The following is a 16,026-nucleotide window of genomic DNA, read 5'->3' on the forward strand; positions in this document are numbered from 1 at the left end:
CACGGTGCAGGGCGAAACTACGACGCCGCTTGCGCGCTGGCCCATTGCGCGGCAATAGCTGCACGGCGGGCAACGATTCAAGCCAGACGAAGCCGGAATATTTGCCTATACTTTCGTCTTACTTTCATACCTCCGACACTCCCATTTGGGAGGGAAAGTTGCCTCGAAAGGAAGCGGGCATGACGCGCGTCGAGATCATCCATCGAGCGATTCGACACGTTTATGAAGCCGCGCTCACGCCCAACGGATGGCCTGACGCCATTGCCTGCGTCGCGCAGGTTGGCGAGGCGTACAAGGCGATGCTGCATGTCCAGGTGAACGAGGCGAACGAGGCGCGCGGTCTTGCGATCTCCGTTGGCTTTGATGCAGAGAGCGCCAGTCGCCTGCAACGAGAGATCGAAAACCGCCTGCCAGACTGGGTCAATGCGATTCCCGAAGGCCACGCTCTGCGCCAGACTTCGGCCATATCGGACGACGACTTCAAACGTTCGGATATCTACAGGGAAGCCGTGAAACCGGCCGGCGGCTTCTATGGCATCGTCGCGCCGCTCATTCGCAACGCGGATCAACGGGTCCTTTTTTCGATGGGGCGTGATCTGGGCAAGGCGAACTTCAGCGAGGACGATCTCGATGCGATCAATCTGATCGTGCCGCATTTGACGACGGCACTCCGTGTACGAAATCGTCTTGGCGCTGCGGACCTACGAGCGAAGGGCGCGTACGACGTGATGACGCATTTGAATATCGGCGTTGTGCTGGTCGATGCGGCAATGCGCCCAATATTTGCGAACCGTTGCGCTGAGGCGTTAGCACGTTCCTGCGATGGCTTGCTGCTCACCGGAAAAGGCGTATCGGCCTCGCGCCCTGCCGACGCCAAAAATCTGGGCGACATGATCGCCACCGCCATCAGCCTGAATAAAGCGTGCCGGGACGCCAGCGAAGCGGCTATCCGGCCTCAGATGTCGATGCGTTGCTATTTGTCCCGCAGACCGCCGCGTCTGCCGCTCGTCGTTCGCGTCTTGCCTGTCAATGCGTCGGACACGCTGGAAGGCATCAGCGCCGCCACGCGAGCGGCGCTGTTCGTGACTGAACTGGACAGGCCCGTGCGGATCGATCCCATGGTGCTCGTCGCGACGTTTCATCTCACGCAACGCGAGGCATCGCTTGCCGCGCTACTCGCCCGGGGCACCGATCTGGCCGAAGCAGCCGCGCTATCCGGTATAGGAATCGGTACGGCACGCGGCTATCTCAAGCAGATTCTGTCGAAAACCGATACGCACCGGCAGGCCGAACTGGTGTCGCTGCTGCTACGTGGCGGGCTGCAAATTGCGCGTTGATCAGGATAACCTGGTGATGGGAAACTGGCCCGCCAGCCCGCTCAATGGCGCATTCCGCCACCCATTCCGCTGCTCATCCCGCTGCCCGAACCCAGGCCGCTACTGGACCATCCGCCACTGGTCGAACCCAGAGCGCTTGCCGATTCACTCGTGTCGGAACCGCCGTCATCGAGCAACGAACGCCGCGTGTTGCTGCGATTACCCGTCACCGTGACACCTGCGCTACCGACAGCATGAGCCGACCCCAGCGCGGCAAATCCACTGGCGTCGTGCGCGGCGTGCTTCGGCGCGGCATCGACGCTCAGCGACGGATGCGAGCCATAGACATAGCCCTGCTCCACGCCGATGGCCACGCTAACGCCCGACGCTGCGCAACCGGTGCTGATCACGACCGCCTCCTGCGTGAAGGCCCCCATCGTCCCCGCGCCCGCCGACATCTCGCCCCCGACCGTGACCGGCGCGCATTGCATGGCGTCGAACACCACGCCGCCGTCCGGCACGGCCACGTCGACGAATTCCGTGCCGCCCAGCGACAGGCTGGCGAGTTTCCCTGGCGCGAGCACGCCGCCTTGACCTTCACCGGTCTTGACGAAGTCGATATCGACGGCAAAACCCGTGAGGCGCTCGGCGTGAGGCGGCAGCTTGACGCGATAGGCGGCGTTGCGCGGACCGTCGTCGATGCCCGCGAAACTGCCGCCACGCGTGACGATCCGAAAGCCGATGCCCGGCACGTTGGTCGCGTAGACGTTGCCCAATCCCGCCGCTGTGTCCAAGGGAGCCCGCACGCGCAACTCGCGCGCGTTGTCCGAACCGCTGCACGTGAACGGGACATCGTGGACGATGGCCGCGTGGGCCGAGCCGAGCAGCGCGCCCACCGGTGCGTTCTTCGGCACCGCGACGTGCACGGGCGAAAGCGGCAAGACCAGCACGCCAGGCTCGCCGGTTGGGCGGCAATCGGCATGCGCGAGTTGCATACCGCCACTCGCGAGTAGCGCGAACGCGACCGTCAGCCAGCGTGTACCGCGCCGCGCCCGGGTTTCGAGAAAACGAAGCATCGTTGAGAAAAGAAAAAGAAGCCGCCTGATTCTACGGCGCGGCGTTTTCATCGAGCCGACAAGTGTTTTACGGCGCTTTACCAGACCTGCCCTGGCCTTTACCGATTGTTACTTGCGCACGGCTCGGGCGAAGGCCGCTGCGCGCGCCGCTAGCCGCGCGCCACTAGCCGCGCGCCACTGGCCGGCAGACGGCGGCGACGCCCGCCAGCACCATGCCAGGCACTCCGTACCAGGTCAGAATGCGTAACCCACGCCCACCATGAACAGTTGTTCGGTGGTGGTCGAGTCCGGCTCATACTCGTTGTCGATCACGTTGGACGCGCCATACTGGAAGTGCTCGATCTGCCATTTCGCACTCACATGCAGATGGCGCGTCAACGCGTAGTCCAGACTCAGGCCACCGCCCAGCACGGGCTTGTTGCTCATCTGGAAGGTGCCCACGACGTCGCTCGCGGTCATCTTCGCGCCCAGCATCTTGCCCACGTGGAAATCGGCGCTTGCGGTCAGGCCCGGCAGGATCGCGTACTGGCCCAGCAAGCCGACGCTGATCGTCTGATGACGGTAGTGCTCGTAATAACCGTAACTGGAGTCGCTCATGTCGCGAATCCAGTTGTGGCTGCCATACGCGAGATACGGGATCAGTTGCAGATCGCGCTGTGGCGTCAACGCGAATGCACGGCCAAGCTTCACGTTCACATCGATCGTCTTGTCGTGCGTCGTGGACTGCCACGGAATCATCACGGGGCTGTATGCCGACTCCAGATAGCCGTTATAGGCCGTGGTGCCGGTTGCATAGTCCACCGAGGCATTGAAATAGATATCGCTCACGCCCAGCACCGAGCCCTGGCGCACGAAGTTCGCCTCAAACGCGGCCTGGGTGCCATTTTCGGAGTCGAGCGGATCGTACTGGTCCGTATGTTCCGTATAGCTCAGATGATGGCCGCCCACCGAGAGCGAGAACTGGTTATTGGCGTTGACGATCGTGTCGTCGGCATGCGCGAGACCTGCTGCGCTCGCGCTCATCAACGCCAGCAGACCAGCGCGGGAAAAGTGGATCAATCGGGTCACAGTGAAGCCATTCCACGGGAGAGAATCAGGAGCCGCCCATTCTCACCGCTTGCAAGACTCGCCGATACCCGGAACAAGCGGCACCTGTGGACCAACGCTTACCTCGCGTGAGATACGGAAAGCCGCGCGTTTCATCAGCTTCATAGGGACGCCTGCACGCGGCTCCATTGCGACGATTGAAATACCGCGAAGACAGGATTTTGATCGACAATCGCCACCCGGTACGCACAATTTTCCATTGCGCGCCACCGCAAATTCATCACGATATTATTGCCAAAAACGAATTCAAGCGCAGATTGGCTTGCCATACAATGCGCCCAACTGTTTAAGTTTCAGACAGTTATCCACGCTTGATAGCCCCGCTCTTGCAGCGGGGCTTTTTTTCATTGCGCACATTCGTCGCGCTTTGGCTTCTTTTAGGCGATTTTCCGCCATTTCCTCACCTGCCGCTCCTGCGCACGCCACACCATCCATGCCCAGCATGGGCGTCGATCCTGCTCGCCGAATCCAAATCTTCCCGACGCGTAATAAATTCCGAGAGAAAACGTGATTTCAATTACAAGTCATTGATTTAATAAAACGAATTCTTTCTTTCCAAAAAATACATCGCATTGCATTGAATTCTCTCTAGCTGTCACAATTTTGCTACGAATTTTTTAATGCCGTTGCGCCCGCATCCATACGCGCGATAGCCTTCGGGCCTCAAAAGAAAGCAGTTCCACAACAAACGGAGTTACAGATGAATTCACGCGCCCTTACCCTCGCCGCGTTTGCCGCATTCGGCATCGCTGGCGTTGCTCACGCCCAGTCGAGCGTCACGCTCTACGGTGTCGTCGATACCTCGCTCACCTACGTCAGCCACGCAGACGGCAGCAAGAACCTCTGGGCGCTCGGCAACAGCAGCTACGGCAACCTGGCCGGTTCGCGCTGGGGCATCAAGGGTTCGGAAGATCTGGGCGCAGGCCTGAAGGCAATCTTCCAACTGGAAAGCGGTTTCAATCCGTCGACGGGCGCATCGGGCCAGGGCGGCGCGCTGTTCGGCCGCCAGGCCTTCGTTGGTCTGTCGAGCGATCGCTTCGGCACGCTCACGCTGGGCCGTCAATACGACCCGCTGGTCGACCTGATTCAAGGCATCACCGCCGACAACTACTTCGGTTCGGTGTTCGCTACCGCTGGCGACGTCGACAACTACGACAACAGCTTCCGCGTGAACAACGCCGTCAAGTACACCTCGCCGGTCTATCGCGGCCTGCAGGCTGAAGTGATGTACTCGTTCGGCGGCGTCGCCGGCTCGACGGGTGCAGAGCAGTCGTACTCGGCAGCGCTCGCGTACAACAACGGCCCGCTGGCTGTCGCGGCTGGCTACTACTACGCCGCCAACAGCGCCGGCGCACGCAGCAAATGGACGAGCACGTCGGACGGCGGCACGTTCGATAGCGCCATCAACAACGGCTACGTAACGGCGCACTCGCTGCAGATCGCACGCGTGGCTGCGCAATACACGCTCGGCTCGTTCATCTTCGGCCTGGGCTACAGCAACGCGCAATACGCACCGGACGCGGACTCGACGTACAGCACCAAGCAGAAGTACAACACGGGTCAGGGCTTCCTCGCATACCAGGCAACCCCGGCACTGCTGGTTGGCGCGGGCTATAGCTACACGCACGCAAGCGGCGACACCTCGGCGAACTATCATCAGTTCTCGCTCGGCGGCGACTACAACCTCTCGAAGCGCACCGACGTCTACCTGACCGCGGCTTACCAGCACGCAAGCGGCACGACGCGCGACCAGGACGGTGATGTGGAATCGGCGCAAGCGTCGATCGGCTCGTACGGCTACAGCGGCACGGGCTCGCAGACGATGGTGAACCTCGGCCTGCGTCACCGCTTCTAATCGAGCTTGAACGCGCAACCAGAGTCATCTGGTTGCATCGGCAACGATCCGCTCTCGCGGGTCGATGCCAGCGATTCGCCAAAGAACGCCCGGAGCGCCTGCGCGCTGCGGGCGTTTTTTTGTGCGCGCACACCCAACCCTCGATTTTTGGCCGATTAATTTCGCTGCGATACTGAAGCGCCAGTCGGCGAGCCAATCGACCAACAGGGAGTGCGCGTGACCGTCATCGTCCAGATTTCAGATATTCATGTTCGGCCGCGTGGCCTGCTGTATCAGGATCAGGTCGACTCCAACGCGATGTTCGCGGCGGCGGTCGATACGCTCAATCGCCTCGACCCGGAACCCCAACTCGTCCTGATCACCGGCGATCTGACCGATGAAGGATCGCCCGAGGAATATGCCATGCTGCGCGATTTGCTCGCGCCCTTGAAGCATCCCTACGCGGTATTGCCCGGCAATCACGACGACCGCGCCTGTTTGCGCGAAGCGTTCCGCGACCAGCCCTGGCTGCCGCTCGAGGGCGAACTCAACTTCGGCCTCGATGTCGGCCCGGTTCGCGTGCTTGCGCTGGACACGTCGGTCCCGGGATTTCATCACGGCGAATTGAGCGAGCCTACGCTTGTGTGGCTCGAACGCGAGCTTGCCGCCAACGCGGGCAGACCCGTCGTCATCGCCATGCATCATCCGCCTTTCAGCACCGGGATACCCTATCTCGATCTCTATGGCCTGCACGAGATTGCGCCGTTGCGCGATCTCCTGGCCCAGCACGGCAATATCGATTGCATCATCGCCGGGCACGTTCATCGTGCGATGCATACGCGCCTTGGCGCGGTTCCTGTACTCACCTGTCCCAGCACGACCACGCAGATTGCACTGCGCCTCAGACCGGACGCCGAGCCCGCGTCGTATATCGAGCCGCCCGCCTTCATGCTGCATCGCTGGGACGGCCATCGAGGCAGCGCCGTCTCGCATCTTTGCTATATCGGCGAGTTCGATGGCCCGTTGCCATTTGCCTGAACGTCGCGCCAGACATCGCGCCAAACATCGTCCGCGTGCTTCATTCGCTGTGCGATCACGAGGTCAATGAGATCATTCGACCTTGCCCGCACCGTGCCGTATCGCGAGCAGCCCGTCGACGAGTTGCGGCGACAGATAGTGCGGCCCGTCGAACACATAGACGCGATAACCGTGATACGCCTCCAGTTGCGGCGCGAGCTCGGCGGCCGTGGCCGCGCGAAAGCCGCCGCCTTGTTTCGGCCTGAACGCCTCCGCGATGATCCGCACGCGCTTCTTGCCCAGATGCGCCGCGAGCGCATCCGCGTATTCGCGCGCCGCCGCCGGCCCGCGCGCATAGACCCCGCAGCCGTCCTGCAACAGCACGCCCACATCGCGGGGCAACCAGCTGTCCAGCCAGGCAGCAAACGCCTTGCCGCCGATGTTGCTGGTGTCGTACACGCTGATCCACAAGGGCTTGGGCAAGCGTTCGAGCAATGGCCCCATGCGTGCCGCGTCGGCCCATGTGGGGTCCGCTTCCACCGGGAAATACCAGCCGGTGATATGCACGGGCGGGCGCACAGCCGCGAGCCGCAGCGAACGTTCAACCAGTTCCTCCATGTTCGCGCGCGCCTTCTTCTCGTCCGCATAGCCCGCAAGCCCGACGATCACGCCGCGCGCCCACGGCTCATTGGCAATGCGCACCCAGTCGGGCACGCGCGGCGCGGGCAAGCCCGCCCCCGCCATATAGGCCACGTCGTCCACGGCGATCCACTGCACGAGCAGTTCGTTGACGCCAAGCTTGTCCCAGTCGCCGTGCAGGTCGAGATGGTCGTTGTCGGGCTGCCAGACCACGCCTTGCGCGAGCGCATCGGCATGCGCGGGCACCTGCAGCGTGCAGCCCACCGCCGCGAGCGTGCATAGCGCCGCCAGCGCCGCGCGCGCGTAGCGGCGCATCGAAAACGCGAGGCGCGTGTCGCCTGGCTGGGTGATGCTTAAAGCCATCGTCGGCCACTCCTTCAATAGGACAACACCGCGCCGAAGAACACGCCGCCCGCGCGGTCGTCGCCCGTGAGGCGCCAGCGGTATTGCACGGAGACATCGACGTACGAACGCGGCGCGTCGTCGAAGTTGTCGCGGAACCAGTAGCGCGACGACACACCTATGCCCATGCCCACCGGTACGCTGTGATTGATGCTCGTATCGTAGTCCATGCCGACCACGGCATACGGGAACACCGTGAGCTTCGGACTGATGCGGTCGAGCCGCCAGGTGCGGCCCGCTTCGAGATAGCCGGTCGCATAGTTCCAGCCGTTGCTCAGGTAATGACCGAATTCGCCGTAATCCTGAACCGTCCACCACGACGGCACGTCGAGGCGGCGCTCGGTGCCGAAGCCGCCCGAATAGGCGAGCCGCACGAGCCAGTCGGCGGGTGCATGCGAGCCGATCGGAATCAGGCGCTCGAACGCGATCACGGCATTGATCGACTCGAACGGCTTCGCGCGCACGCCCACCGCGCCCAGCGCCGTGGAGATGCCGCTAGGCGCGTCGCCCTTCGCGCCGACGTCCTGGTACGCGCGCGCATAGACCTCGAAATTGCGGTCGCCCAGCGAGCCGAACGGTCGCCAGTAGCCTTCGAGGCCCATTTGCCAGTTGTTGTACGAACCCGGCACCGAGCCCGTCGCCACGCCCGGTTGCAATCCCGCGCCACGATAGTTGACCGAGGCGATGAAGCCCCAGTCGCGCGTGACGTCGGCGTGGGCGTTGCGCAGGTCCTGCAATTGCAGCAAGGTGGCGGGCGCGACGCCGTCGGGCGGCGCCGTGCCGTAGTCGATCGCGCGTTCGAAATAACCCGCGGCCGCCTCGTCGAACCACGCGCGATAAGCGCTGTAGCCTGCGTCGCCCGTGGCCTGCGGTGGCAGTTGACTGGCAGCATCGGCCTGTGCGAAGTATTCGGAGGCGCGCCGGTCGGCGCCCGCACGCTGCGCGAGATAGGCAGCCGGAAGCGGCGGCATGGCATCGAGCAGCCCCGCGTCGAGCGCGGCGCGCGCTTCGCGGCGTGCGTCTTGCGTGTCGCCCGCTGCGACCAGCGCGTCGATCAGTTCGACGCGATGCTGCGGGTTGCGCGGCGCGGCCTCCACCGCCGCGCGCGCGTATTGCACCGCCGCGTCCTTGTCGCCGCGCTGCGCGGCGAGAATCGAAGCCCGCCGCGCGGCGAAGCCTGCATCCGCGGCATAGATATCGCAGGCCGCGCCGCTCGCATCCACCGCGCAATCGAGTATCGGGCGCGCATCGTTCGCCACGTTCGCTGCACTCTGTGGCGCGGTTTGGGCCAGCGCCTCACGTGCCGCGTAGCGGCGCGCGGCGATTAGGGCATCGGTATCGTCGCCTTGCGGGCCAAGCGGCGCGAGCAGGTCGAGCGCACGCTGCGCCTGCCCTTGCGCGGTCCACACGTCGGCCACGATCACGCGCGCCACGCGTCGCTCGCGCGGCGTGCCGTCGCCCGTTTGCCAGGCTTGCGCGAAATCGGCATCGGCTTGCGCCGGTTGTCCTTGCGCCGCACGCGCGTAACCGCGCATCACGTACAGCATGAGCGCGGGCTTGACCTTCGCGTCGAGCGCATCGCCAGCCGCCGTTTCGAGCCCGCTCATGTCGTGCTGATCGATCAGGATGCCGAACAACTGCAAGCGATAGCCGATACGGTCCGGTGCATAACCGATCGCCTCGCGCGCGTGCGCGGCGGCGCTCGCCAGATCGCCGCCCTGTCGCTCGGCCTGTGCGGTGGCGGCGAGTTTCGGCGCGAGCCGCGCCCCCGCCTGAAGCCGCCTTGCGCGTAGCTCGGCGTTGTTGCCGAAGCGCGGCGCGGCGTCCTGCGCGAGCTGCCACGCCGTGTCGTCGTGCCCTGCCGCCATCGCCGCGTCGATGGCTAGCAAACGTAGGCGCAGCACATCCGGACGTAACGCGATCGCGCCGTTCGCCTCGCTTAGCGCGCGCGCATAGTCCTTCGCGTCATAGGCGCGATAAGCGTCCTGCGCGAGTACGAACGCGCGTCCCGTGAGATTGTCGGGCGAGCCCTGGCCCGGCTGCGCGGGACGCGCTGCGCGCACGCCGCGCTTCGCTGAAGCCGTCGACGGAGCCTGCGCCGCCGCAATCTGCGTATCGAACGCCTGACGCCGCGCGACCAGCGACGGATCGGGACCGATCTGGGCAATCGCCTGGGTTAGCGTATTCCTGCCCGCGCGCCAATCGCCCTGTGCGGCTTCCGCATTGGCGAGCAGCAGGCGCAGCGACGCCACATCGGGCCGCTGGCGAATCGCTTCACGCGCGTAGCGCTGCGCCGCCGCATAGTCGTGACGCGCGAACGCATCGTAGCCCTGCTGCGCGACCCGATAAGCCGCGCCCGAGAGCGGCAGCGGCTCGGCCGCTTGCGCCCAAAGAGGCACACCCGCGCCAAGACTCAGCCAGAACGCCGCCAGCGCCAGCGCACGCGGCATCGGGAGATAGTTCGGAGACCTTTTCATGAATGGGCCGCCGCCTCGCTGCGTAAGCGCTCCTGCTCCGCGATCGCCTGCGCCAGCGCTTCGCGCGAGATCACGCCCTGCGCCACCATGTAGTCGCCAATGCGCCCGTGCTCAGCCGGACGATAGCGCTGCATCGCGGCTTCGAAATCAGTACGCCGCACCGCGCCGCGCTCGATCAGCAAATCGCCGAGCAGCGGCACGCTCGCAACCTGAGAACCCTTCGCGTCAGGCGTTCTTACGTCGTCCTCGGGCTGCGCCGCCGGCACGCCCCGCAGCAAACGCAAGCCGTCGGCGATCTCGCCTTCTCGCGCGATGCGCTGCACGACCGGCAACGCCGACTTGGCGCGCAGCGCCGCGAGCGCCTCGTCCGTCAACGGGCTCGCGCACAGCACCACCAGATGACCCGCGCCATCGTTGCCTTGTGGCAGCACGCGATAGCGCACTGCCAGCTCGATCGGAAGGCTCGACGCAGCGTGCAGGAGTTTCGCGCGGTCGAGCGGCGCGCGTTGCAGATCCGCCTGAAACGCGATCGCCTCCGCGAGCGTTTCCTCGTCGAGCCAGCCATGCGCCATCAGCACGCGGCCGAGCGGCGCCTCTTGAGCGTGCTCCTCGGCGAGCGCTTTCTGGAGTTCCTCGGGCGCAATCGCCTGCCACGACACCAGCAGTTCGCCCAGCCGCTGACGCCGGTCCTTGAAGCCATCCGACGACGGAAAGTCGTGCATGGTCTTGTCCCACACGAGACGCTTGCCCGTCACCAGATAGTTGAGGTACATCTTCCACGCGCGCGAGACGGCCATGAAATTGACGAAGTTGCCGATCACCATGCGCGGCACGGAGAGCACGCCGTGCTCCCAGCCGTAGAGCCGCGAGACGAAGTACACGCGCTGCGCGACGCGCATGAGCAGCGCGATGCCGTTGGCCCACAACACGATGGTGAGAAAACGCGAATTGGCAAACGGCGAGGCGATCAGATCGGGACGCAGGCCGAGCATATCGGCGAACGTGAAGAGCAGGAATTGCACCAGCAGCACATACGCGAGAATGCCGACGAATGCCGTCACGATGCCCTTGCGGTCGCGCGCGAGCAGATAGCGGTTCGCGAGCGAGCCCACCCAGCCCATCTGTTCCCAGCCTTGCAGCCCGATCCCCAGCGTCCAGCGCGCGCGCTGACGATACGCAGTCCGGAACGTATCGGGAAAGTACTCGCGCACGCATAGCGGCATGGTAAGCGTGAACTCGCGCACCGGGCCTAGCCCGAACCACGACTTGCGGCGCGTGGCGAACTGCACGGGAAAGCGCGCGAAAATGGATTGCATGCCCATGCGGCCCAGACGCTCGCCCACGTCGTAGTCTTCGGTGAGCGTTTCGGTATTGAAGGGCTGATTGTTCGTCTGCGCCGCGAGCCCCGCCAGCGCGCGCCGCGAGAAACACGTGCCGACGCCGGCCGACGGCACCGCGCTCGCAAGACTCTCGCGCACCACGAGATCCTTCGCGTGCCATTCCGCGAATTCGTCCATGTAGGTGCCCGCGACCAGCTCGTACCACTCGCGTTCGAGCGAGGCCACCGGCAACTGGATCATGTCCTTGCGCGGCAGCAGGTAGTTGAAGAAGCGCAGCTCCATCGGATGCATCACGTCTTCGCTGTCGTGCAGGATGACGCCCGCGAACTCGATGCCCGCTTCGGCCTCCATGCGGAAAATCGCCTGCACGATCCAGTTCAGGCAATCGGCCTTGCAGGTCGGGCCGTCATGCGGCACTTCCACGCGATGCAACTGCTTGTAGCGCCGCCGCATGCGCTCGACTTCGCCGATGGTGGCCGCGTCGTTCTGATAGGTGCCGACGAAGATCACATAGTTGCGGTAGTCGAGCACCTTGACGGCATTTTCGACCATCGCCGCGATCACGTCCTCCTCGCGCCAGGCGGGCACCATGATCGCGAGCCATTGCTGCTCGCGCTCGTAAAGCTGCTCGGCGCGCAGCGGCTTGAAGCGCCGCTCGACCGTGAAGTGGCGGATCGTGCGGCGCACCCAGTACCAGGCGTCGATGAACAGGTCATCGACGCTGGAGAGCAGGATGATGACGGCCACCGTCGCCGCGAGGTACTCCATGCCCTGGTAGTAGCGCCCCGCGGCATAGTTCAGCCACCAGTCGATCGTGGTCCAGTTCACGCTCAGCCTTGCGGGTTCGTGCCGCCGGGGTTGCCTGGCCCGCCGCCCGATCCGCTATCGTCGGGGCCGCCGCTCGCGTTCGCGCTGGAACTCGCCGCTTGCGCCGCCGCGGCCGCCGCCGTTCGTGCGCGTGCCCGGCTGCGTGCCCAGCCGGCCGCGACCAGCAACAACAGCAACAGCACGATGGCGATGGTCGGTACGCCCCAGCCTGCCCAGTGACGCGTGAGCCACGCGCGCTGGTCGTCGAGCGGCGGCACGCCCCCCGCGTATTGCGTATCGAACTGCTTGACGACGCCCGAGCCGTCCACGATCGCCACATCGCCCTGCAGCAGTTGCAGGCTCGCCGGCAGCACCGGCGGCGCGCCCACGCTGCGATACAGCACGCCCGGTGTGCTGCCCGCGCGTGTCACTTCGATCACGCCGAGTTGCGCGAGCCCCGAGATATCGACGAGCGTCGAGCCGCCGCGCCCCTTGAGCGTGATGCGCCCGTCGGCGAAGCTCGTGTGGCCCTCTTCCTTGTCGAGCGGCACGTCGGCGGCGAGGAACGGGCCGGCGGGTTGCGCGGCCTGGCCGTCCGCTACAACCTGCAAGGTCGCGCGCGTGGGCGATACGCCCGTCGCGTTGGCAAGTCGCGCGACGCGCGGCAGGCTCGCACCCGGATCGGCGAGATAGCTCTGCGGCACGAACACATTCGCCGCTTGCGAGAAGCGCGCGACCATGCCCGTGAAGTCCTCGGCGAGCGGCCCCTTGCCGAGCACCAGATAACTGCTCGGCAGCACCGCCGCCGGATAGCCTTGCTCGCGCGGGCGGCAGCCGCCGGCGGGCTGGCGCTGGAACAGCACGCGCAGCGTGTTGGTGGTGCCGAGCGCGTACACCGGAATATCGGCGCTCACGCGTTGCGCGTGCCCGTCGGTATCGAGCAACTGCGAGCCGATCAGCACGCCGTTGAAAAAGATCGACGCCGTCTGGCCGTTGCGGTCGGCGGCAGGCGCGGCCGCCAGATCGAATACCACGCGGCGCGGGATCTTGCCGTTGCCGCTCACGGCGGCGAGATCGAAATGCGCTTCCCATGCCGCGCTCGTCAAAACGTTCACGGTGCCGGGCGTGCCGCCGATCAGCGAGAGCGCGAGCCGGTCGCTATTGCCGCCCGCGCTCAGGTTCGGCGACGGCGCGAGTTCATGCACGACGAGCCGGTTCGAAACATCGACGCCGCTCCACACGCGCGACAGCGCGGTCACGCCCAGATCGTCGCCGACTACGACAGCAGGCAGACCGCCGAGATGCGCAAGCGCGAGTTCGCCTTTCTGTGGCGGCGTGCCAGGGGCCGACAACAACGCGCCGCCCGCACGCGCGCGCCACGCATCGAACGCGCCCGCCGCATCGGCCGACACGGCTTGCACCTGCGCGCGCAACGCGTCGAACGCCTCGCCCGCGCGAGTGCGCAACGCTTGATCGGCAACGACGACGTTCGGCGCGAACACACCGGCAGGCGCAAGCGCGATCAGCGCACCCAGTTCCGCGGGGTTCGCGAGCTTGTGATCGCCGCCCGCAGCGAGCGCGGCGAACGCGGGCACCGCCTGCAAAGCCGCTGGCACCTGCACGCTGCCCAGATGCACGGTATCGCCCACCGCAGGCACGATCTGCGTGACGGGCGTCGCGCCATTGCGCATGAGCAGCGCTTCGAGCCGCCAGGCCACGTCGTAGGCACCGGCGTCGAGTTTGCCTGCGCCAACCGCAATCACGGGTTTGGCCGGCAGCGCGCTCCACGCGGTGCGCACGTCGTTGATCGTCGAGGTATCGAACTGATACGTGAGGTGCGTGGTGGGCGCAACGCGCCAGAGATTGGCGATGGCGGTCTGGTCGGTGCAGACCGCGTCGTTGAGCACCGACGACCATTGCAGCCCCACGCGCACGAATCCCGATGCGCGCGGTGCGCCATCGACGCCGATGCTGAGCGACCCGTCGCCCTGCCCGTCGGCAGGCGTGCGCGCCTGCACCGGCGAACCGTCGAGCGAAAGCACGAAAGTCGTGCGGCCGCCATTGCCGCGCAAATAGCTGGCGTCGAGTTGCAGTGTGGCGTTGTCGATCGGCAGGTTCGCCGGGACCGGCAAATAGAGTTCCTGCGCCGCGTCGGGCGCGTGCAGCACGACCGGCTCGCGCACGCCGAGATCGGCGAGCGACACCGTGCGCGACTCCATGCGCCCCGCGCCGAGTTGCGCGAACGCCCCGGCCAGATCGCCCGGCGCGGCCTGCGCCGACATACACCACACGGCAACGAGCGCCACGCACAGCGCCTGCGCCGCGCCCGACCGCAGAGACCTCACGCGGGCCTCGCGCACACCGTTGCTCACCCGCTTGCCTACACGATCCGAAGTCGAATTCGATATCACGTCACAGGCCTCATGTTGTCGGCGCGGAACAGCGCTACACGCGGGCTAAACTCCGGCCGCGCCCGGTCCGCGCTCAAAGCGGCGGCACGCGCGCGCTAGGTTGCGGCGCGCGCCGCCAGCACGGGATGCTGATAGCCCGGCAACGCCTGGCTCGCAAACGGCGTGAAGGGCTTGCCCACCAGCGCCGCGACGATGCGCTCCGACGCATGACCGTCGCCGTAGGGATTCACGCGGCGCGCAAAGGCACGGCGCGCTTCCTCGTCGTCGACCAGTTCGAGCACGGCTTGCCGGATCGCCTCGCGCTCGGTGCCGATCAGCTTCACCGTGCCCGCCGCGAGCGCTTCGGGCCGCTCGGTCACATCACGCATCACCAGCACCGGCTTGCCGAGCGCGGGCGCCTCTTCCTGCACGCCGCCCGAATCCGTGAGCACAATGGACGCGCGCTGCATGAGGCGCACGAACTCGGGATAGTCGAGCGGATCGGTCAAGTGCACATTGGGCGCGTTGCCGAGCGTGGCGAGCACCGGGCCGCGCACGTTGGGATTCAGATGCACGGGATAGACGATCTGCATCTTGCCGGTCTGCGCGAGCGCGGCGAGCGCCGCGCAGATATGCTCGAAGCCCTCGCCGAAGCTCTCGCGCCGGTGCCCCGTGACGAGCAGCAACGGACGGCCCGAGTCCTCGGGTTCGAGAAAGTCGAATTGCGCGTCGATGCGCTCGCGCATCGCGGCGTCGCGCTCCAGCCGCGCGCACATGAGGTGCAGTGCGTCGATCACGGTATTGCCCGTGACCACGATGCGACCGGTAAGCGCTTCGGCTTCGAGATTGGCCTGCGAACTCGCGGTGGGCGCGAACAGCAGATCGCTGACCACATCGACGACACGCCGGTTCATCTCCTCGGGCCACGGCTCGAACAGATTGCCGGTGCGCAGCCCGGCTTCGACGTGCCCGACGGGAATGCGCCGGTGAAACGCCGCGATTGCGCCCGCCATGCTGGTGAGGGTATCGCCATGCACGAGCACGCGCTCGGGCTGCTCGGCGGCGAGCACTTCGTCGAGCCCGGCGAACAGGCGCGCGGCGAGACCGTTCAAGGTCTGGTTGGTGGTCATCGCGCCGAGGTTGTGCGCCGGCACGATGTCGAACAGATCGAGCACCTGTTGCAGCATGCTCTGGTGCTGGCCGGTCACGCAGACGATCGACTGGACACCCGGCTCCGCTTCAAGACGCTTCACGAGCGGGGCCATCTTGACGGCCTCGGGCCGCGTTCCGAATATGGACAGGATACGCACGGGCAAGCTTCCGGTTATGGCTGGCCTTGGCGTCGCGGCGAACTGCCGACATGATGTAGCCTGCGCGACGCCCCCTGTTTCGACGTCCTTGCAGCGATGAGCGGACATGTGCCGCCCCGCATTCACCGAACGTCCGGCACAGGCTATATGGATTACGGGGAGCGCGTACTGTATCTGCTCATTTAATGCAGGCCGGCAGACGCTTGAGTGACGCGTATGGATATTTCGTGTCGATTATTCGCAGCGTTGCAATTTCTCCCTTCATTATTTACGCGATTGAAACGCGCTACGCGGATTCGGGGCCGTGAAAG

At 65.5% G+C, this 16,026-nt stretch carries 11 protein-coding genes; 3 read left to right on the forward strand and 8 right to left on the reverse strand.

Annotated features, from left to right (window positions below):
* The first annotated feature begins 29 nt into the window (after nt 1-29).
* Complete coding sequence (locus U5782_RS18840; RefSeq protein WP_322045374.1) at nt 30-1,337, forward strand: helix-turn-helix transcriptional regulator; 1,308 nt, start codon at nt 30-32, stop codon at nt 1,335-1,337.
* Between the two features lie 41 nt (nt 1,338-1,378).
* Here U5782_RS18840 and U5782_RS18845 read toward each other — a convergent pair whose 3' ends face one another.
* From U5782_RS18845 to U5782_RS18855, 3 genes are all read right to left on the reverse strand, one after another.
* Nucleotides 1,379-2,311 carry a hypothetical protein gene (locus U5782_RS18845; RefSeq protein WP_322045375.1) on the reverse strand — a complete coding sequence of 311 codons (933 nt, stop codon included), beginning with the start codon at nt 2,309-2,311 and terminating at the stop codon, nt 1,379-1,381.
* 315 nt (nt 2,312-2,626) lie between these two features.
* Complete coding sequence (locus U5782_RS18850) at nt 2,627-3,460, reverse strand: hypothetical protein (RefSeq protein ID WP_322045376.1); 834 nt, start codon at nt 3,458-3,460, stop codon at nt 2,627-2,629.
* 285 nt (nt 3,461-3,745) lie between these two features.
* Nucleotides 3,746-3,943 carry a hypothetical protein gene (locus U5782_RS18855; protein WP_322045377.1) on the reverse strand — a complete coding sequence of 66 codons (198 nt, stop codon included), beginning with the start codon at nt 3,941-3,943 and terminating at the stop codon, nt 3,746-3,748.
* Nucleotides 3,944-4,199: 256 nt separating this feature from the next.
* On the opposite strand from U5782_RS18855, the gene U5782_RS18860 reads away from it, so the two are divergent.
* Entirely contained in the window at nt 4,200-5,354 is a 1,155-nt protein-coding gene (locus U5782_RS18860; protein WP_322045378.1) for a porin, read from the forward strand.
* Nucleotides 5,355-5,570: 216 nt separating this feature from the next.
* Nucleotides 5,571-6,371, forward strand: a complete 801-nt coding sequence (locus U5782_RS18865; protein WP_322045379.1) for a phosphodiesterase — start codon at nt 5,571-5,573, stop codon at nt 6,369-6,371.
* Nucleotides 6,372-6,443: 72 nt separating this feature from the next.
* On the opposite strand, the gene U5782_RS18870 is transcribed toward U5782_RS18865, so the two are convergent.
* The 5 genes from U5782_RS18870 to wecB form a co-directional block, all read right to left on the reverse strand.
* On the reverse strand, nt 6,444-7,352 hold the full coding sequence (locus U5782_RS18870) for a hypothetical protein (protein WP_322045380.1): 909 nt from the start codon (nt 7,350-7,352) through the stop codon (nt 6,444-6,446).
* Between the two features lie 14 nt (nt 7,353-7,366).
* Nucleotides 7,367-9,868 carry an NfrA family protein gene (locus tag U5782_RS18875; RefSeq protein ID WP_322045381.1) on the reverse strand — a complete coding sequence of 834 codons (2,502 nt, stop codon included), beginning with the start codon at nt 9,866-9,868 and terminating at the stop codon, nt 7,367-7,369.
* Nucleotides 9,865-11,976 (reverse strand): glycosyl transferase family protein, encoded by a 2,112-nt coding sequence (locus U5782_RS18880; RefSeq protein ID WP_415914369.1) that lies wholly within the window; start codon nt 11,974-11,976, stop codon nt 9,865-9,867. Before U5782_RS18880 ends, U5782_RS18875 begins: the two co-directional genes overlap by 4 nt.
* Nucleotides 11,977-12,038: 62 nt before the next feature.
* Nucleotides 12,039-14,360, reverse strand: coding sequence for a cellulose synthase (locus tag U5782_RS18885; RefSeq protein ID WP_322045383.1), 2,322 nt, complete (start codon nt 14,358-14,360; stop codon nt 12,039-12,041).
* A 161-nt stretch (nt 14,361-14,521) separates the two neighbouring features.
* Nucleotides 14,522-15,715 (reverse strand): non-hydrolyzing UDP-N-acetylglucosamine 2-epimerase, encoded by a 1,194-nt coding sequence (gene wecB, locus U5782_RS18890; protein ID WP_415914363.1) that lies wholly within the window; start codon nt 15,713-15,715, stop codon nt 14,522-14,524.
* Between the last annotated feature and the right edge of the window lie 311 nt (nt 15,716-16,026).

This window comes from Paraburkholderia sp. J67, assembly GCF_905220265.1.
Classification (GTDB): Bacteria; Pseudomonadota; Gammaproteobacteria; order Burkholderiales; family Burkholderiaceae; genus Paraburkholderia.

Coding starts and splice junctions, on each gene's coding strand:
- U5782_RS18845 (WP_322045375.1), bottom strand. CDS start 2,311: ATGCAACTCGCGCATGCCGATTGCCGCCCAACCGGCGAGCCTGGCGTG.
- U5782_RS18855 (WP_322045377.1), bottom strand. CDS start 3,943: ATGCTGGGCATGGATGGTGTGGCGTGCGCAGGAGCGGCAGGTGAGGAA.
- U5782_RS18860 (WP_322045378.1), top strand. CDS start 4,200: ATGAATTCACGCGCCCTTACCCTCGCCGCGTTTGCCGCATTCGGCATC.
- U5782_RS18870 (WP_322045380.1), bottom strand. CDS start 7,352: ATGGCTTTAAGCATCACCCAGCCAGGCGACACGCGCCTCGCGTTTTCG.
- U5782_RS18875 (WP_322045381.1), bottom strand. CDS start 9,868: ATGAAAAGGTCTCCGAACTATCTCCCGATGCCGCGTGCGCTGGCGCTG.
- U5782_RS18880 (WP_415914369.1), bottom strand. CDS start 11,976: ATGGAGTACCTCGCGGCGACGGTGGCCGTCATCATCCTGCTCTCCAGC.